16 protein-coding genes and 1 riboswitch are annotated in these 16806 nt (G+C 71.4%); of the genes, 10 read left to right on the top strand and 6 right to left on the bottom strand.

The genetic code is table 11. The features are described from left to right. Positions 1-2: 2 nt before the first annotated feature. Positions 3-842 carry an ABC-2 transporter permease gene (locus SM116_RS03200; RefSeq protein ID WP_320943020.1) on the bottom strand — a complete coding sequence of 280 codons (840 nt, stop codon included), beginning with the start codon at positions 840-842 and terminating at the stop codon, positions 3-5. Further along, on the bottom strand, positions 839-2656 hold the full coding sequence (locus tag SM116_RS03205; RefSeq protein ID WP_320943021.1) for an ABC transporter ATP-binding protein: 1818 nt from the start codon (positions 2654-2656) through the stop codon (positions 839-841). Before SM116_RS03205 ends, SM116_RS03200 begins: the two co-directional genes overlap by 4 nt. A gap of 185 nt (positions 2657-2841) precedes the next feature. Here SM116_RS03205 and SM116_RS03210 point away from each other — a divergent pair, with 185 nt between their 5' ends. Together SM116_RS03210 and SM116_RS03215 are read left to right on the top strand one after the other, a co-directional pair. Continuing rightward, a complete protein-coding gene (locus tag SM116_RS03210) occupies positions 2842-3966 on the top strand; it encodes an enoyl-CoA hydratase/isomerase family protein (RefSeq protein WP_320943022.1) in 1125 nt (374 codons plus the stop codon). After that, the gene (locus tag SM116_RS03215) at positions 3967-4884 is read left to right on the top strand and encodes a J domain-containing protein (RefSeq protein WP_320943023.1); all 918 of its coding nucleotides are present in this window, start codon (positions 3967-3969) and stop codon (positions 4882-4884) included. Positions 4885-4897: 13 nt separating this feature from the next. Here SM116_RS03215 and SM116_RS03220 read toward each other — a convergent pair whose 3' ends face one another. After that, the gene (locus SM116_RS03220) at positions 4898-6376 is read right to left on the bottom strand and encodes a D-alanyl-D-alanine carboxypeptidase (protein WP_320943024.1); all 1479 of its coding nucleotides are present in this window, start codon (positions 6374-6376) and stop codon (positions 4898-4900) included. Positions 6377-6410: 34 nt separating this feature from the next. After that, positions 6411-6515, top strand: a riboswitch (TPP riboswitch). On the opposite strand from SM116_RS03220, the gene SM116_RS03225 reads away from it, so the two are divergent. The 4 genes from SM116_RS03225 (at position 6508) to SM116_RS03240 (ending at position 10924) form a co-directional block, all read left to right on the top strand. Further along, the gene (locus SM116_RS03225; protein WP_320943025.1) at positions 6508-7146 is read left to right on the top strand and encodes an ECF transporter S component; all 639 of its coding nucleotides are present in this window, start codon (positions 6508-6510) and stop codon (positions 7144-7146) included. (Overlaps the previous riboswitch by 8 nt.) 1 nt (position 7147) lies before the next feature. Next, positions 7148-8611: an ABC transporter ATP-binding protein gene (locus tag SM116_RS03230; RefSeq protein ID WP_320943026.1), complete on the top strand. Its 1464-nt coding sequence runs from the start codon at positions 7148-7150 to the stop codon at positions 8609-8611. Beyond that, entirely contained in the window at positions 8608-9390 is a 783-nt protein-coding gene (locus SM116_RS03235; RefSeq protein ID WP_320943027.1) for an energy-coupling factor transporter transmembrane component T family protein, read from the top strand. The genes SM116_RS03230 and SM116_RS03235 overlap by 4 nt, the downstream gene beginning before the upstream one ends. Before the next feature lie 79 nt (positions 9391-9469). Then, a complete protein-coding gene (locus tag SM116_RS03240) occupies positions 9470-10924 on the top strand; it encodes a sugar porter family MFS transporter (protein WP_320943028.1) in 1455 nt (484 codons plus the stop codon). A gap of 15 nt (positions 10925-10939) precedes the next feature. Here SM116_RS03240 and SM116_RS03245 read toward each other — a convergent pair whose 3' ends face one another. Further along, positions 10940-11665 (bottom strand): aminoglycoside 3'-phosphotransferase, encoded by a 726-nt coding sequence (locus tag SM116_RS03245; protein WP_320943029.1) that lies wholly within the window; start codon positions 11663-11665, stop codon positions 10940-10942. Next, positions 11662-12036: a DUF488 domain-containing protein gene (locus SM116_RS03250; protein ID WP_320943030.1), complete on the bottom strand. Its 375-nt coding sequence runs from the start codon at positions 12034-12036 to the stop codon at positions 11662-11664. The genes SM116_RS03245 and SM116_RS03250 overlap by 4 nt, the downstream gene beginning before the upstream one ends. A gap of 116 nt (positions 12037-12152) precedes the next feature. Between SM116_RS03250 and SM116_RS03255 the strand changes: the two genes are divergently transcribed. The 3 genes from SM116_RS03255 to SM116_RS03265 are packed head-to-tail and all read left to right on the top strand — an operon-like array spanning position 12153 to position 14631. Then, a complete protein-coding gene (locus tag SM116_RS03255) occupies positions 12153-12914 on the top strand; it encodes an SDR family NAD(P)-dependent oxidoreductase (RefSeq protein WP_320943031.1) in 762 nt (253 codons plus the stop codon). Further along, positions 12911-13747 carry an enoyl-CoA hydratase/isomerase family protein gene (locus SM116_RS03260; protein WP_320943032.1) on the top strand — a complete coding sequence of 279 codons (837 nt, stop codon included), beginning with the start codon at positions 12911-12913 and terminating at the stop codon, positions 13745-13747. The genes SM116_RS03255 and SM116_RS03260 overlap by 4 nt, the downstream gene beginning before the upstream one ends. Continuing rightward, positions 13744-14631, top strand: coding sequence for an SDR family oxidoreductase (locus SM116_RS03265; protein WP_320943033.1), 888 nt, complete (start codon positions 13744-13746; stop codon positions 14629-14631). Before SM116_RS03260 ends, SM116_RS03265 begins: the two co-directional genes overlap by 4 nt. 27 nt (positions 14632-14658) lie before the next feature. On the opposite strand, the gene SM116_RS03270 is transcribed toward SM116_RS03265, so the two are convergent. Next, positions 14659-15291, bottom strand: coding sequence for a LysE family translocator (locus SM116_RS03270; RefSeq protein WP_320943034.1), 633 nt, complete (start codon positions 15289-15291; stop codon positions 14659-14661). A gap of 156 nt (positions 15292-15447) precedes the next feature. Here SM116_RS03270 and rlmN point away from each other — a divergent pair, with 156 nt between their 5' ends. Further along, positions 15448-16704 carry a dual-specificity RNA methyltransferase RlmN gene (gene rlmN / locus SM116_RS03275; RefSeq protein WP_320943035.1) on the top strand — a complete coding sequence of 419 codons (1257 nt, stop codon included), beginning with the start codon at positions 15448-15450 and terminating at the stop codon, positions 16702-16704. Positions 16705-16806 lie beyond the last annotated feature (102 nt).

The raw sequence follows: 16806 nt of genomic DNA on the forward strand, positions 1-16806 counted from the left end.
GCTCAGCTGACGTCGCGGCGCCAGCTCGCCAGGTAGCCGAGGATGAGGAAGAAGACGGCGTAGCCGAGCAGGACCAGTCCGCCGACCCACCACTCGAGCGGGTGGCTCGCCGCGGCCTGCGTGCCGCCCGGGCTCGCGAGGGCCGAGTTGTAGATGCTCTGCCCGACGAGGGTGTCGCTCGCCGCCCCGGGAAGGAAGCGGGTGACGTCCGACAGGCCCGTGACGAAGGATGCCGCGACCCGTGCGATCGGCTCGAAGAACTGCGTGAACGCGAGCACGATGACGATCGCGGCGACCTGGTTGCGAACCAGCGTGCCGACGCCGATGCCCACGAGGGCCCACACGATGAAGGCCAGGACGATCCGGCCGAGCAGGGCCCACGTGTCCGTCTCGCCCAGCTTCGCGTCGATGCCGAAGCCCGTGAGCACGCCGGCGGCGGGACCGACGGTGGAGATCACCGCGAACACCGCGTAGAGCGCGCCGAGCAGGATGCCGACGAGGACCTTCGCGAAGAGCACGAGGCCGCGCCGAGGCGTCGCGAGGAACGTGGGGGTCAGCGTCTTGTGGCGGAACTCCGCCGTCACCATGAGGGTGCCGATCAGCAGCGGGAAGACGTATCCGACCGACGCGGCGAGGCTGTACAGCACGGGGACGATGGTGTCGGCAGGCAGCCGCGGCGCGTTCGCACCCGAGAGCTTGCCCGCGGCGGATGCGCCGAGCACGGCGCCGAGCCCCGCGGCGGTGCTGCCCACGTAGATGACGAGCACGAGTGCGAGCACCCACCACGCGGCTGTGGAGAACTGCTTCGTGATCTCGGACCGGCTGGCTGTACTCAGGCTCATCGCTCGGCCCCTTCCTCGTCGTGGCGAACTTCGGCGGAGTGCTCGTCTGGGCTCTCGGAGTGTTCGTCTGGGCCGTCTGCCTGGGCGTCGGTGCTCTCGGAGTCTTCGTCCGGGCGCTCGGCGTGCTCGGGGGAATCGTCGCTCGGCGCGGAATCGTCGCCTGCGTCCGCCGGATCCGAGGGCATCTCACCGCGGTCGAAAGCGGCGAAGAACGCATCGGCCGCGAGATCGGATTCGGTCCGTTCGTCCTCGCCGGCGTGTGCGGAGTTCGTCACGTACGCGGACTCGACGTCGTCCGATTCCTCGTCGTCATCCTCGGGCTCGTCGCCCTCGGGCTCCTCCTCCACGGGCTCGTCGCCCTCGGAGTCCTCCTCCTCGGGCTCCTCCTCGGGCTCCTCCTCCTCGGGCTGCTCGTGGACGGGCGGCAGGGGCGTCGCGACGATGTCGATCACGCCCGTGCCGGCCACGGCGAAGGCGGGCCGCGGTGCCGGTGCGGGTTCGGGCTCCGGCTCGGGTTCCGGCTCGGGTTCCGGCTCGGGCTCCGGCTCGGGTTCCGGCTCGGGTTCCGGCTGCGGCTCGGGTTCCGGCTCCGGCTGCGACTCGGGTTCCGGCTCGGGTTCCGGCTGCGGCTCGGGTTCCGGCTCCGTCAGCGCCGTCGGCACGTCGGCATCCTGATCCGGCGCCGGCGCATCGAATTCGGTCTGTTCGTCCGGGGTCTCGGCGGCTGCCGCGATCGTGGGGGCGACGACGACTCCGCCGGTGATCACGGCATCGTCGGCTGCGGCGTCAGCCTCGGGGGTTTCAGCGGCTGCAGGCTCCGCGGCCGCCGGTTCGGAGGACGCGGAGGCCCGGGACACCGCCGCGGCAGCGTCCACCGACGTCGTGCGATCGTCGTGACCCGCATCGGCGCTCGGGTGCACCCGGACACCGCTCACGAGATCGAGGAAGACCTCCTCGAGGGCCGGTCCGCGACGCTGCAGCGCGGTGAGCGGGATGCCGGCGGCAGCCGCGGCACGGCCCACCTCGGCGGGGTCGGCGGTGCGAACCGTCACGCCCGAGCGGAGCACCTCCGATGCGATCCCGGCGTCCCGGAGGGCCGCGACGAGCCCCGCGCGGTCGCCCGAGTCGACGACCGTGACCTGCTCTTCGGGATCGACGAGGTCCGAGATCGAGCCGTTGAACACGCGCCGCCCGTCGGCGAGGATCAGCACGGCGTCCGCCGTCTGCTGCACCTCCGTGAGCAGGTGCGAGGAGACCAGAACCGTGCGGCCCTCGCGGGCGAGCTGCTGCAGGAAGCCGCGCAGCCACTTGATGCCCTCGGGGTCGAGCCCGTTCGCGGGCTCGTCGAGCACGAGGACGCCCGGGTCGCCCAGCAGGGCGTACGCGAGTCCGAGGCGCTGGCGCATCCCGAGCGAATAGCCGCCGACTTTGCGCCCCGCCGCATCCGCGAGACCGACGAGCCCGAGTGTCTCGTCGATGCGCGAGCGCGAGAGGCCCGCCGCCTGCGCGTAGATCTTCAGGTGGTTCGCTCCGGTGCGACCGGGATGGAAGCTGGATGCTTCGAGCACCGCCCCGACCGTCTGCAGGGGCTTCTTCAGCGTCGCGTAGGGGGCGCCCCCGATGGTGGCCGTGCCGGAGGAGGGCCGGACGAGTCCGAGGAGCATGCGGAGGGTCGTCGTCTTGCCCGCGCCGTTCGGGCCGAGGAAGCCGGTGACCGCACCCGGCTCGACTCTCGCCGTCAAGTCGGAGACCGCATGCACGGAGCCGAACCGTTTGCTGAGACGCGCGAACTCCAGCACCAGTCCTTCGGGCATGCGGCACCTCTCCGTCGTCGCGGGCGTTCCCCCTATCCTGCCGGAAAAGCCCCGCCCGGACAGGGTGATTCGCGCGTGACGACACGCCCCCTCCGGCGCGCCTCTCGTCGGCTTCGCGCTCGCGCTCCGAGCGGGCGAGGCAGCGCAACACGCTCGCACACAGCACCCGGCGGTAGCGTTGCGTCGTGACCGACGACGAACCGACGGTCCTCGTCCGCGCCCGCGCGGGACTTGGCCGCATCACCCTGAACCGCCCGCGCGCGATCAACGCGCTGGACGTCGACATGCTCCGGACGATCGGAACCGCGCTCGAGGAGTGGCGGAACGACCCGTCGGTGGATGTCGTCCTCCTCGACGGCGCCGGCGACCGCGGCTTCTGCGCGGGCGGCGACGTCCGCAGCTTGCGCGAGATGGTCCTCGGCGGGCACGCGGATGCGACGGGCGAGTTCTTCCGCGTCGAGTACGCCGTGAACGACCTCATCGCCGAATATCCGAAGCCGGTCGTCGCCTTCGCCGACGGTGTCACGATGGGCGGCGGCATCGGCCTGGCGGGCCACGCATCCATCCGCGTCGTGACGGAACGCTCGCGCCTCGCGATGCCCGAGACCCGCATCGGCCTCACCCCCGATGTCGGCGGCAGCTGGCTGCTCGCCCACGCTCCCGGCCGCCTCGGCGAGTACCTCGCCCTGACCGGAGCGGTGATGGATGCCGCGGACGCGATCTACGCGGGACTCGCCGACACCCTCGTCCCGTCGGAGAGCCTGCCGGCCTTCCTCGACGCGCTCGAGACGCGCGCCGACCCGGGCACGTCCGAGCTCGTGCTGCTCTTCGACGAGACGCCCGAGCCCTCGAAGCTCGAGGCGGCCCGCGCCTGGATCGACGACGCCTTCTCGGCCGACACGGTCGCCGAGATCGTCGAGCGGCTGCGTGCGCGACCCGAGGCCGATGCATCCGCGGCCGCCGACACCCTCGCCGAGCTGTCGCCCACCTCTCTGGCCGTCACGCTCGGCGCCATCAGGAGCGCACGCGAGTTGCCGGACGTGCGTGCGGCCCTCGCCCAGGAGTACGGCCTCGTGCTGTGGTTCGCCCACACGCAGCCCGACCTGCCGGAGGGCATCCGCGCGCAGCTCGTCGACAAGGACCGCTCGCCGCGCTGGCAGCCGGCCACGATCGAGGAGGTCGCGCCGGATATCGCCGCATCCGCCCTCGCGTACGTGCCGCACGTGCCGCTCTGGGGCCACGGGGCGACGGGCCCGGGCGGCTCCGCCCTGCGCGGCGGCGACGGGTCGAGGGGGCGCGGGGAGGGCTAGATGTTCGACAGTCCGCTCTCCGCATCCGCCTACGAGATCCTCGGCGTCACGCCCGACGTCGACGACGAGGCGCTCCGGAAGGCGTATCGCCTGCGCTTGCGCGTGACGCATCCGGACACCGGGGGAGACGCCGCGCTCTTCGTGCAGGTCCAGCTCGCGTGGCAGCTGCTCGGCACGACGGATGCGCGTGCCGCCTACGATCGCGGGCACGGTTTCGCAGCGGCCGCCGCCCCGGAGTGGGGTGGATGGCGTGCGCCCGCAGCCCGCCCCGACACCCGCCCCCGTGCGCGCTCGTTCGGGCAGCCCGGCGGGTGGCGCCGCGAGCGGTACCTGACCCTCATCCGGGAGTGGGCCGGGCGCGGCGTCGAGCTCCCCGACCCGTACGATCCTGCCCTCGTCCGCACTGCTCCGTTCGAGGTGCGGCGCCTCCTCGCCGACGCGCTCGCCGAGGAGGCGACCGCTCGGACCGTGGGCGACCTCGGCATGGGCTACACCGTGTGGCACGACGTCGCGACCGACGGCGACCCCGAGGAGAAGCTCGACCACGTCGTTCTCGGGCCGAGCGGACTCTACGCCGTGATGTCGGAGGACTTCGGCGGTCCGGTCGGATTCCGCCGCGGCGAGATCGTCGGACCGGCGGTCGTCGGTGCGCCGGTGACGCGCCTGCTCGCGCGTGCGCGGTTCATCGCCCGTGCGGGCCGCGTGAAGTTCGGTGCGGCGCTCGTCGTGCTGCCCGACGAGGATCTGCCCCAGGCCATCACGGAGCTCGGACGCATCCGTGGGGTGCCGGTCGCCGTCGTCAGCCGATCCGGCCTGTCGACGGCACTGCGCCGGGGCATCAGCGGAGGGCGCGACATCGGCGGCAACGAGCTGTTCGACGTGCGCACGCGCCTGCAGGCCACCGTTCGCTTCGTCTGAGGCAGCGTGAGGGTCAGCTCGCGCCGAGCAGCGCGAGCGGGTGCGTGAGCCGCCACCACAGGCTCGGGCCGTCGAGGTCCGCCGCGAGCGCCACATCCGACGACGCCTTGTCGACGGGTCCGGCGACGCTCAGCGTCCCGACCTTGTCGCCCTTGGTCGCGGCATCCTTCAGGGCGAAGTCGGTGGCGACCGTCCCCTTGGCTCCGTTCCAGAGCACGACATCCGCGTCGGACGTCGTCACGATCGGGACCGTCTCGCCCCACTTCGTCGTGACCGTTCCGACCTTCGTGCCCTTCGGCACCGACGTGAAGGGCGTCAGCTCCTTCTGCAGCTCGGCGAAGAGGGCGTTCGCCGCGGCGACGCGTGCCTTGTCGTCGGCCTGCCCCAGCGTCGTGGCGTAGAGGCGGACCTTCGTGTCGCCGACGGTCACATCCTTCGCGGCGAGGAGGTCGTAGGTGTCCAGGGTGCCGGTCTTGATGCCGACGACTCCCGGCTCCGCCAGGAGTTCGTTCGTGTTCTGCACGAGACCCGCGCCGGGGAGGGTGACCGATCTCGTGCCGACGATCTCGGCGATCACGGGATTGGCCATCGCGAGCTTGCCGAGGGGGATGAGGGATGCCGGGTCCGCCTTGTTGAGCTTGCTGATGCCCGTCGGCCCGACCAGGCTGATGCCGCTCAGGCCGTGCTGGCCGAGCCACACGCCGGCCGCGCCGGCGAAGTCGGAGTCGTTCGCCCAGATCGATCCGGCGAGCTTGGCCGCATAGTTCCCCGCGGAGCCGATGAGCATCCCCTGCAGCAGCTGGTACTCGCTCAGCGAGCTGCCCACGGGGACCTTGAGGACCGACTCGCCGGCGTTCAGCATGCGGCGGTAGGTGGCGGCATCCGCCGACGTCATCCGATAGGACGGACCCTGCTCACCGACCTTGAGCGGCTTCTGGTCGAGCACCATGAGGGCCGTGACGACCTTGGTGATGCTCGCGATGGTGGTCGCATTCTGCGTCGAGGCGAGGGGTGCGCCGAATCCGTCCACCGCGACGGCGGCGCTGCCCTGCGTCGGCCATGCCGGGGCGGCGGCCGCGGCAGCGACGCCGTCGACGGCCGCGGGCGAGACCTGCGGGCGGAGGGCGTCCAGCGGCCACGCGGCCGCGGCGCCGACGTAGGCGAGCACGAGGAGCAGCACGACCACGATCGGCAGCACCGTGACGGGACGCAGCGCGGAGCGTCGCGGACGCTCGGCCAGGAGGTCGCCGTCGGATTCGGCCAGCCAGCTGGTCGAGCTCGAGCGGCCTGCGGCGAAGACGCGCTCATCCACCCACGCGAGCGCCGTCGGCGAGGGCGCCGGCACCGTCGTCGACGTCGTGGACACGGGCGAGGGCGCGAGCAGCGGCATCGTCGACGCCGTGACGTCCCCGTCCCCCCCGGCGGAGGAAGCCGCACGCCCGGAGGCGCCGGGCACTGCACCGGCGGCGTCGGGAGAGGGCGTGGGAAGCACGACCCAAACCTACTGGACAGGCGGGTTATACTCTCCCCACACACACGGGAGCCCGCTTGGGCTGAGAGGAAGCACCCGGCTTCGACCGTCGAACCTGATCTGGATAATGCCAGCGCAGGGAGGAGAGGAATATGCACGCGTCCGCGCCTGCCGAAACGTCCGCCGCCACAGCCCGCCCCGGGCGACTCCGCTGGAGAGTCGTCGACATCGTCGTCGCCGCCGTGCTCGGCGTCGCGATCGGGCTGATCTTCTGGGCATGGAACACCATCGGCTATGCCTGGTTCACCGCGATGGATGCCCTGACCCCGGGGCTCGGCGGCATCGCCGTCGGCATCTGGCTGCTCGGCGGAGTGATGGGCGGCCTCGTCATCCGCAAACCCGGGGCCGCGATCCTCGTCGAGGTGATCGCGTCGGTCGTGTCGATGCTCATCGGCAACGTGTGGGGCGTCTCGACGGTGTTCGAGGGCTTCGTCCAGGGCGTGGGGGCGGAGCTCGTCTTCGCGATCTTCCTGTACGCCCGGTTCACGCTGCCGGTCTCGATGCTGGCGGGCGCCGTCGCCGGCGTCGGCTCGTGGGTCTTCGAGCTCTTCTACGGCCCCGGCGCGAACATCCAGAAGTCGCTCGAGTTCAACCTCATCTACCTCGGCACGATCCTCGTCTCCGGCGCACTGCTTGCCGGACTCGTCGGGTGGCTGCTCGTCCGGGCGCTCGCCGCCACGGGGGCCCTCAGCCGCTTCGCCGCCGGGCGGGAAGCGCGCCGCGAGGTCTGACATGACCCGCATCCCTGCGGGACGGCTGACCGCGGAGGGCTGGGGCTGGCGGTACGCCGGCCGCCGCGCGCCCGCCGTCCGCGATGTCACCTTCACCGTCGAGCCCGGCGAGCGGGTGCTGCTTCTCGGAGCCTCCGGCTCCGGGAAGTCGACCCTGCTCGCCGGGATCGCAGGCCTGCTCGGCGGTGCCGACGAGGGCGAGGAGACCGGCGCTCTGCTGGTCGACGGCGAACGGCCCGAAGCCCATCGCGGGCGGGTGGGACTCGTGCTCCAGGACCCCGACACCGGGATCGTCCTGTCCAAGGTCGGCGACGACGTCGCCTTCGGATGCGAGAACCTCGGGGTGCCGGCATCCGATATCCCCGCCCGTGTCGCCGAGGCGCTCGAGGCGGTCGGACTCGACGTGCCGCCCTCCCGCGCCACCAACGCGCTGTCGGGTGGCCAGAAGCAGCGGCTCGCGATCGCGGGCGTGCTCGCGATGCGGCCGGGAGTGCTGCTGCTCGACGAGCCCACGGCGAACCTCGACCCCGACGGCGTCCACGAGGTCCGGCGGTCGGTCGAGCATGCGGTCGGCGAGTCCGGCGCGACCCTCGTCGTGATCGAGCACCGCACGGAGGCGTGGGTCGACCTGATGACGCGGGTGATCGTGCTCGATGCCGGGGGAGGCCTCGTGGCCGACGGCACTCCGGACGCGGTCTTCGCGCGGCACGGCGCCGCGCTCGCGGCGGCGGGGGTCTGGGTGCCGGGGCACGCGATCGAGCTTCCTGTGCTCGATCCGGTGCCGAGCGGGACGGATGCCGTGCTCTCCGCCGAGGACCTCGCCATCAGCCGCGACGGCCGGACCGTCGTACGCGGCGGCATCCATCTGCGGGTCCCCCGCGCCGCAGCCACCGTGGTCACGGGTCCGAACGGCGTCGGCAAGTCCACTCTTGCGCTGACCCTCGCCGGGCTCCTGCCCGAGGCCGCAGGCGAGATCCAGTCCGCGCCCGATCTCGCCGGACGGTCGGGCCGGCGCCCCATCCGCTGGACATCCCGCGAGCTGCTCACCCGCATCGGCACGGTGTTCCAGGAGCCCGAGCATCAGTTCCTCGCCCAGACGGTGCGCGACGAGCTCGCGGTGGGTCCGCGGGCGCTGAAGCGCCCCGCGGCGGAGGTCGACCGCATCGTCGACGAGCTGCTCGAGCGCCTGCACCTCGCACCGCTCGCCCTGGTCAACCCCTTCACCCTGTCCGGCGGGCAGAAGCGGCGGCTGTCCGTGGCGACGGTGCTCGCCGCATCCCCGCCCGTCGTCGTCCTGGACGAGCCGACGTTCGGCCAGGATCGGACCGGATGGATCGAGCTCGTGCGCCTGCTGCAGGACGAGATCGCGCGGGGCACGTCGATCGTCGCCGTGACGCACGACGGCGGGGTCGTCCACCACCTCGGCGGGCAGCGGGTCGCCTTCGAGGCCGAGGTCCACGCATGACCCTCGTCGAGGCTCCCGCGCGCCGCGCCTGGCTCGACGGGGTCAATCCCGTCACCAAGGTCGTGGCCGCGCTCATCCTGGCCGTTCCGCTCATGGCGTCGATCGACGCGACCAGCGCGGCGCTCGTCATCGTGCTCGAGCTGCTCTGCATCCCGCTCACCGGCCTCGCTCCGGCGGCCGTCGCGCGTCGCATCCTGCCGGTCGTCCTCTTCGCCCCGATCGCCGGCGTGAGCATGCTGCTCTACGCGCAGCCGTCCGGCGAGGTCTACTGGAGCTTCGGCTACGCCACCATCAGCAGCGGCTCGATCGTCCTCGCGATCGCCGTGAGCCTGCGCGTCTTCGCGCTCGCCCTTCCGACGATCCTCCTGTTCGGCCGTACGGATCCGACCGAGCTCGCGGACGGTCTGGCGCAGGTCGCGCATCTGCCCAGCCGCTTCGTGCTCGGTGTGCTCGCCGGGGCCCGCACTCTCGGGCTGTTCCTCGACGACTGGCGAAGCATGGGTCTTGCACGTCGCGCGCGCGGCGTCGGCGATCGCGGAGCGCTCCGACGTCTCGTCTCGATGGCCTTCGTGCTGCTCGTGTTCGCGGTCCGGCGCGGCACCAAACTCGCGACGGCGATGGAGGCGCGCGGGTTCGGCTCTGGCATCCCGCGCACATGGGCGCGGCGGTCCACGGTGGGGCACCGGGATGCGGTCGCCCTCACAGGCGCCGTCGCGATCATCGTCGTCGCGCTGAGCGTCGCCGTCGCCCTCGGCACCTTCCGCTTCGTCTGGAGCTGACGGCGGCGGCGTTTAGGCCGCTTCCAGGTGCTTCGCAACCCCCTTCCAGGCTGACCGGATCGGCGTAGCATCCCGGGGCATGGAGAACACGAAGGCCGGGCTCCTGGAGGCGCTCGACACACGCGACATCGGCCGGTTCTACATCTACCTGGCGGTTCTGGCCACCATCGGCGGATTCCTGTTCGGGTTCGATTCCGCGAACATCGGCTCCGCCCTCGTCTTCCTCCCGTTCACCCTCAGTCCGCTCGCCATCGGCGTCATCGTCGCCGGCGCGTCGCTCGGCTCGTTCGTGGGGGCTCTCGCGGCGGGGCCGCTCACCGACCGCTTCGGTCGCAAGTCCCTGCTGCTCATCGACTCCGGCCTGTTCGCGCTCGGGTCGCTCATCTCGGCGTTCGCGTTCGAGCCGGTCACGCTCATCATCGGGCGGCTGATCATCGGCATCGCGATCGGCGCCGACTCCGCGATCGCGACGGCCTACATCTCGGAGTTCGCGCCGAAGCGCAGGCGCGGCTCGCTCGCGATCATCCAGCAGTGGATGATCACGATCGGCATCCTGGCCGCCTACGTGATCGCGCTCATCGTGCTGTGGATCGCGCCCGGTGCCGCGAAGAGCGTGGACTGGCGCATCCTCCTCGGCGTCGGATTCATCCCCGCGATCATCTCGCTCGCGATGCGCGCCAGGATGCCGGAGTCCCCGCGCTGGCTGCTGGAACGGGGCAAGGAGGACAAGGCGCTCAAGGCGTTCCAGACCCTCGGAATGGACGTCACCCCGGCACAGGTCCACGCCGAGGCGGTGGCGGCGCACGAGGCGAAGACGCGGGCCGAGCACCAGACGACGTGGACCCGTCCGGTCAAGCGCGCCCTCCTCGTCGTGTGCGTCTTCTTCGTCCTCCAGCAGATCACCGGCATCAACGTCGCGTTCTACTACGGCCCCCACCTGCTCACGCCGTACTTCGCCGGTCACGGGACGTCCGCGATCCAGTCGGAGATCTCCGGGGTGGTCGCGGCGGGCATCCTCGCCGTGGTCAACGTCATCGCGACGTATTTCGCGTTCCGCTTCATCGACACCGTCGGACGCCGCCGGCTCGCGATCGGCGCCTACATCGGCATGGCGGTCTTCCTCGTCATCGGAGCGTGGGGCGCCTCGTTCCTCTCCGGTGTCGCTCAGCTCGTCGTCATCATGATCGGCTTCGCGCTGTTCATCTCGTGCTTCGCGATCGGCATCGGCGGAACCGGATGGCTCCTGCAGGGAGAGGTCTTCCCGACCGGGGTGCGCGGCCGCGCATCCGGGATCGGGGCGGCGGTGGACTGGCTGGCGAACTACGGGCTCGTGCTCGCCTTCCCGCTCATGCAGGTGGGCATCGGCCTCGGCTGGACGATGATCGTGTTCGCGATCCTGTGCGTCGTCGGCATCTTCTTCGTCTACTTCTTCCTGCCGGAGACGAAGGGAAAGTCGGTCGAAGAGGTCGTGCAGCTCTTCGAGGGGCCGGTCAACCGGAAGGATCCCTCGACGCCGTCCGTGGTCCGCCGCTGAGCGGGCCTCGCCGGATCACATGGCGTTCCACAGGTCGCGGTAATACGCGAGGCGCTCGCGGTCGGGCGGGATTCCGTATGCCTCGATGAGCGCGTCGGCCCAGCCCGGCCCGTAATTCCATTCGGTGCTCATGGATGCGACGGCGATGTCCGCCCACCGATCGGCGACGCCGAGCGAGCCGAGGTCGACGTGCGCCGTCCATCGGCCGTCGTCGCCGAGGAGCGTGTTCGGGCAGCACGCATCCCCGTGGCACACGACGAGGCGGTCGATCGCGGGCGGGTCGCGCAGCGTCTCGGGGATCGGGATGCCGCGGCCCTCCGCGCCGCGGATGCGCGTCGCCACGCTCCAGTCGAAGGGGCACTCGTCGACGGGGAGCGCGTCGTGAAGCGCGCGCAGGCCCTCGCCGACGGCGCGAACGGCGACGGCGGGCTCCGCGATCCACAGCGGCGCGACCGCGGACTCCCCGCGGATCGCCTGCGTCACGAGCCACTCGTGCTCGTGGTCGGCGCCGACCTCGAGCACGCGCGGCACGGGCGTGAACGCACGCGCCCATTCGAGCCGCTGCACCTCGTCGATCACCGACGTCTCGACGTTGTACGGCTGCCACTTGACGTAGCGGCCGTCGCCGATGCGGAACGTCCTCCCGCCGAGCTCGTTGAGCCAGACGGCATCCACCGGCGCCGCGCCGGCGAGTTCGCGCACGGCGGCCGGCACGGCGACCGGCTCGATCGGGATCGTCACTCGGTCGCGGCTCCAGGCTCGAGGGCACGGTCGATGAGAGCCTCGCGCAGCAGCACGGCGTGGTTGTGCTCGGCGTCGTGGACGCTGTGCAGCAGCGTCACGACGCCGTGCCCATCCAGCTCTTCCCGCAGCCCGGGGACCGCGGGGTTCTCGGCGAGTTCTGCGCGGTAGGCGGCGGCGAAGGCGTCCCACGACATGTCGTCGTGGTGGAACGCCTTGCGCAGCTCCGTCGAGGGCGCCACCTCCTTGGCCCAGAGGTCGAGGGCGGCCCGCTCCTTCGAGAGACCCCGCGGCCACAGCCGGTCGACGAGGACGCGGAATCCGTCCGAGGGCGACGCATCCTCGTACACGCGCTCGATCCGGATCTCCATACGTTCCAGTGAACACCCATCGGTAGCCTGGTGGGGATCGGATGCGGTCCGCGGTGACACCGAGTCTCGCCTAGACTGACACGCGATCCCAACCCTGGCAGTTCGAAGGAGAGCGCATGGACATCGCAGGAGCCGCAGCCCTCGTCACGGGCGGCGCGAGCGGACTCGGCAAGGCCACGGCGGAGCGCCTCGCAGCCGCCGGCGCCCGGGTCACGATCGTCGACCTCCCCACCTCGACGGGCTTCGAGGTCGCCGGCGAACTGGGCGGCATCTGGGCCCCCGCCGACGTCACGAGCCCCGAAGAGATCGCACTCGCGGTGGATGCCGCATCCACCGCCGGCCCCCTCCGTGCCGTCGTCAACTGCGCGGGCATCGCCCCGCCCGCCAAGGTGCTCGACCGCGACGGCAAGCCCTCGTCGCTCGCGGACTTCGAGCGGATCATCCGCATCAACCTCGTCGGCACGTTCAACGTCATCGCCCAGGCGGCCGCGTACATGTCGCGCACCGAGCCGACCGCGGACGGCGACCGTGGCGTCATCGTCAACACCGCGAGCGTCGCCGCGTTCGACGGCCAGATCGGCCAGCCGGCGTACTCGGCGAGCAAGGGCGGCGTGCACGCGATGACGCTGCCGATCGCGCGCGAGCTCGCCCGCTACGGCATCCGTGTGTGCACGATCGCCCCCGGCATCATGGAGACGCCGATGCTCATGGGCCTCCCCCAGGCGGCGCAGGATTCGCTCGGCCAGCAGGTGCCGCACCCCGCACGCCTCGGCCGGCCCGACGAATACGCGCGCATGGTCATGGCGATCGTCGACAACGGCTACCTCAACGGCGAGACGATCCGCCTCGACGGCGCGATCCGGATGGCACCGCGATGAGTGACAGCCCGATCCTCTTCTCCGTCGAGGACGGCTTGGCCCGGCTCACCCTGAACCGGCCGACGCGACTGAACGCGTTCAACGCCGAGCTCGCGCACGCGTGGGCCGAGGTCACGGTCGCGGCCACGAGTCGCGACGACGTCGGTGCGATCGTGCTGGATGCCGCGGGCCCCGCGTTCTGCGCGGGCGGCGACGTCCTCGACATGGCCCAGACGATGGGCTCCGGCAGCCAGATCGAGGAGCTCGCCGGCGTCATCAACCGCGGCATCCGGGCGCTCACCGAGTCGTCCATCCCGGTCGTCGCGGCCGCGCACGGCACGACCGCCGGCGGCGGACTCGGCATCCTGATGTGCTCGGACTATGCGATCATCGGCGCCGACTCACGCATCGGCAGCCTGTACGCGAACATCGGCCTGACGCCCGACCTCTCGGTGTCGGCGCAGCTCGCGCACGCCGTGGGCCAGCGCCGAGCGCTCCAGCTCGTGCTGCAGGATCGCCTGCTCACCGCGCAGGAAGCGCTCGACTGGGGGCTCGTCGCGGAGGTCGTCGGCGCAGACGGTGCGGCGTCCACCGCCGCCGACATCGCCGCCGCGGTGAAGGCCCGTGCCGAGGAAGTCGCCCGCTTCTGGCTGTCCAACGCATACGCCGCGTACGGCCAGGCGAAGCGCCTCGTGCGCTCGCAGCCCGCCCGCTCCTTCGAGGAGCAGCTCGCCGAGGAGGCGCGCTCGATCGGGGCGGCCTTCGAGACGGCCGACGCGAAGGCGCGGGTCGCGGCGTTCGCCGCCGCATCCTCCCGACGACCTCAGCGCCCGAAGACCGAGGAGACACCATGATCCCCACGCCCCCTCCAGCCGCCGCCGGCGCGTCGCCCGGAGCCTCCGGGCGCGTGGGCCCGCTTGCCGGCAAGACCATCCTGATGTCCGGCGGAAGCCGCGGCATCGGCCTCGCGATCGCCCTCCGCGCGGCGCGGGACGGCGCGAACGTCGCGCTCCTCGCGAAGACCGATACCCCGCACCCGAAGCTCGAAGGCACGGTGCACACGGCCGCCCAGCAGATCCGGGATGCGGGCGGCAACGCCCTCGCGATCGTCGGCGACGTGCGCGAGGACGACGACATCACCCGCGCCGTGCTCGAGACGAAGGGCGAGTTCGGCAGCATCGACATCGTCGTGAACAACGCCTCGGTGATCGACCTCTCCGGCTCGCTCGACCTCGCCGCGAAGAAGTACGACCTCATGCAGGACGTCAATGTCCGCGGCACCTTCATGCTCAGCCGCGCGGCGCTGCCGGTGCTGAAGGAGGCGCCGAACCCGCACATTCTGTCGCTGTCGCCGCCGCTGAACATCACACCGCGCTGGCTGGGCGCGCACACCGGCTACACGCTGGCGAAGTTCGGCATGACGATGGCGACCCTCGGCATCGCCGCCGAGTTCGCGAACGACGGCATCGCCGCCAACACGCTGTGGCCACGGACCACGATCGCGACGGCGGCCGTGCAGTTCGCGCTCGGCGGCGACCGGATGATGAAGGTCAGCCGCACGCCGGAGATCTACGCCGACGCTGCATACGAGGTGCTGCAGCAGCCGGCGCGCGAGTACACGGGGCAGACGCTGATCGTCGAGGACGTGCTGGAGGCGGCCGGAATCACGGACTTCTCGGGCTACGCGGCTGCGCCGGGCACACCCGACGACGAGCTGTTCCCGGACATCTTCCTGTAGCAGCCGGGCGCACACCGGCTCGGAGGCTCAGGACTTCGAGCCGGTGAAGAGCAGGATGCCGCCGAGTCCGATCATCATCCCGCCGCCGGTCGCGGTCAGTCGCTCCATGCGCCGCGGGGAGCGGCCGAACCAGTCCCGCGCCCCAGACGCGATGAGGGCCCACGTGCCGTCGGACAGCAGCGCGAGAACGAAGAAGACCAGGCCGAGCTCGATCATCTGCGTCGGGACCATGCCGGCGTTCAGATCGACGAACTGCGGCAGCACGGCGACGAAGAAGGCGATCGTCTTCGGGTTCGTGATGCCGACGACGAAGCCCTGACCCAGCTGCTTCCCGTGCGACCGCGGCATCTCCGCGGCGGCGGCCGCGCGCTCCTTGCGGTGCCGGATCGCCTGCACGCCGAGATAGGCGAGGTAGAGCGCGCCGACCACTTTGAGGATCGTGAACAGCACAACCGACTCGGCGACGATGCCGCCGATGCCGAAGGCGACCGCCGCGATGATGGGCAGCAGCCCGAGGGCGTTGCCGAGCACGCTCAGCAGGCCGCCGATGCGGCCGAGGGCGAGGGAGCGGCCGATCGTGAAGAGCACGCTCGGGCCCGGGATCACGATCAGCACGAGCGCCGCGGCGGTGAAGGCGAGGAGGTGGTCGGTGGGCACCATCGCGCCAGGATAGTACCGTCGCGAGCCCACCCCCGATTCCCGAGCCCATACCCGATCGACCTCATTCGAGTGAGGGTTCGGGAAACGAATGAGGGCTCGCGCAAGGGGGATGAGGGCACCCGGCACTCGTCCAGTGGCCGCCGGTAGCCTGGACGTATGACCGACACCCCTCCCGTCCGCCCCACGAAGGCCCGCCCGGCGGATGCGGCTGCACCCCAGGTGCGGCCGAAGACGGAGGGCTGGTCGCAGAAGAAGGATGCCGACGGCCGGCCGCTGCTGCAGTTCGCGAGTCCCCGCCGAGGCAAGCCGCCGGTGCACCTCGCCGACCTCACGCCCGACGAGCGCGTCGCGAAGGTGATGGAGCTCGGGATGCCCGGCTTCCGCGCGAAGCAGCTCGAGAAGCACTATCTGAACCACTACACGTCGGATGCCGCGGACATGACCGACCTGCCGGCATCCGGTCGCGACGAGCTGGTCGCGGGACTGCTGCCGCTCCTGCTCACCGAGGTGCGACGGCTCGAGACCGATCGCGGCGACACCATCAAGTTCCTCTGGCGCCTGCACGACGGAGCGCTCGTCGAGTCGGTGCTCATGCGCTACCCCGGGCGCATCACCCTGTGCGTGTCGTCCCAGGCCGGTTGCGGCATGAACTGCCCGTTCTGCGCGACCGGCCAGGCGGGGCTCACCCGCAACATGTCGGCCGCCGAGATCATCGAGCAGGTCGTGCGTGCCAACGCGCTCATCCGCGCCGGCGGGCTCGGCGATCCCCGCGGCGTGGGGCACGACGAGGAGCGCGTGACCAACATCGTCTTCATGGGCATGGGCGAGCCTCTCGCCAATTACGCCCGCGTGATGCAGGCCGTCCGCGTGATGACCGACAAGAAGCACGGCATGGGGATGAGCGCCCGCGGCATCACGGTCTCGACCGTCGGTCTCGTACCCGCCATCAAGAAGCTCGCCGACGAGGACATCCCGGTGACCTTCGCGCTCTCGCTGCACGCCCCCGACGACGAGCTGCGCGACGAGCTCATCCCGGTGAACTCGCGCTGGAAGGTCGACGAGGCGCTGGATGCCGCGCGCGGCTACTTCGAGCGCACCGGCCGCCGCGTCTCGATCGAGTACGCGCTCATCAAGGACATGAACGACCACGCCTGGCGCGCCGACCTCCTCGCGGACAAGCTCAACGCCCGCGGCCGCGGCTGGGTGCACGTGAACCCGATCCCACTGAACCCGACTCCGGGTTCGATCTGGACGGCGTCCGAGAAGCACGTTCAGGACGAGTTCGTCCGCCGCCTCAACGACGCGGGCATACCGACGACGCTGCGCGACACGCGCGGCAAGGAGATCGACGGCGCCTGCGGTCAGCTGGTCGCGACCACGGAGGACGAGGCTGCGGCGGCCGCGCTCGCCTGACGCGCCCCAGAGGATGTCCCGCTGAGCGGACGTGCGCGTGAACGCGCGGTGGATGTGCAGCTTTGCACATCGCCCCTGCCTCCGACCCTGCATTAGTGTGCA

Origin of the sequence: Microbacterium rhizosphaerae (assembly GCF_034120055.1) — a bacterium.
In the GTDB taxonomy this organism is placed as follows: Bacteria; Actinomycetota; Actinomycetes; order Actinomycetales; family Microbacteriaceae; genus Microbacterium; species Microbacterium rhizosphaerae.

Bases quoted from the DNA above. Each gene is read 5' to 3' on its own strand.
- SM116_RS03200 (WP_320943020.1), bottom strand. From the start codon at position 842: ATGAGCCTGAGTACAGCCAGCCGGTCCGAGATCACGAAGCAGTTCTCC.
- SM116_RS03205 (WP_320943021.1), bottom strand. From the start codon at position 2,656: ATGCCCGAAGGACTGGTGCTGGAGTTCGCGCGTCTCAGCAAACGGTTC.
- SM116_RS03215 (WP_320943023.1), top strand. From the start codon at position 3,967: ATGTTCGACAGTCCGCTCTCCGCATCCGCCTACGAGATCCTCGGCGTC.
- SM116_RS03225 (WP_320943025.1), top strand. From the start codon at position 6,508: ATGCACGCGTCCGCGCCTGCCGAAACGTCCGCCGCCACAGCCCGCCCC.
- SM116_RS03230 (WP_320943026.1), top strand. From the start codon at position 7,148: ATGACCCGCATCCCTGCGGGACGGCTGACCGCGGAGGGCTGGGGCTGG.
- SM116_RS03235 (WP_320943027.1), top strand. From the start codon at position 8,608: ATGACCCTCGTCGAGGCTCCCGCGCGCCGCGCCTGGCTCGACGGGGTC.
- SM116_RS03240 (WP_320943028.1), top strand. From the start codon at position 9,470: ATGGAGAACACGAAGGCCGGGCTCCTGGAGGCGCTCGACACACGCGAC.
- SM116_RS03250 (WP_320943030.1), bottom strand. From the start codon at position 12,036: ATGGAGATCCGGATCGAGCGCGTGTACGAGGATGCGTCGCCCTCGGAC.
- SM116_RS03255 (WP_320943031.1), top strand. From the start codon at position 12,153: ATGGACATCGCAGGAGCCGCAGCCCTCGTCACGGGCGGCGCGAGCGGA.
- SM116_RS03260 (WP_320943032.1), top strand. From the start codon at position 12,911: ATGAGTGACAGCCCGATCCTCTTCTCCGTCGAGGACGGCTTGGCCCGG.
- SM116_RS03265 (WP_320943033.1), top strand. From the start codon at position 13,744: ATGATCCCCACGCCCCCTCCAGCCGCCGCCGGCGCGTCGCCCGGAGCC.
- SM116_RS03270 (WP_320943034.1), bottom strand. From the start codon at position 15,291: ATGGTGCCCACCGACCACCTCCTCGCCTTCACCGCCGCGGCGCTCGTG.
- rlmN (WP_320943035.1), top strand. From the start codon at position 15,448: ATGACCGACACCCCTCCCGTCCGCCCCACGAAGGCCCGCCCGGCGGAT.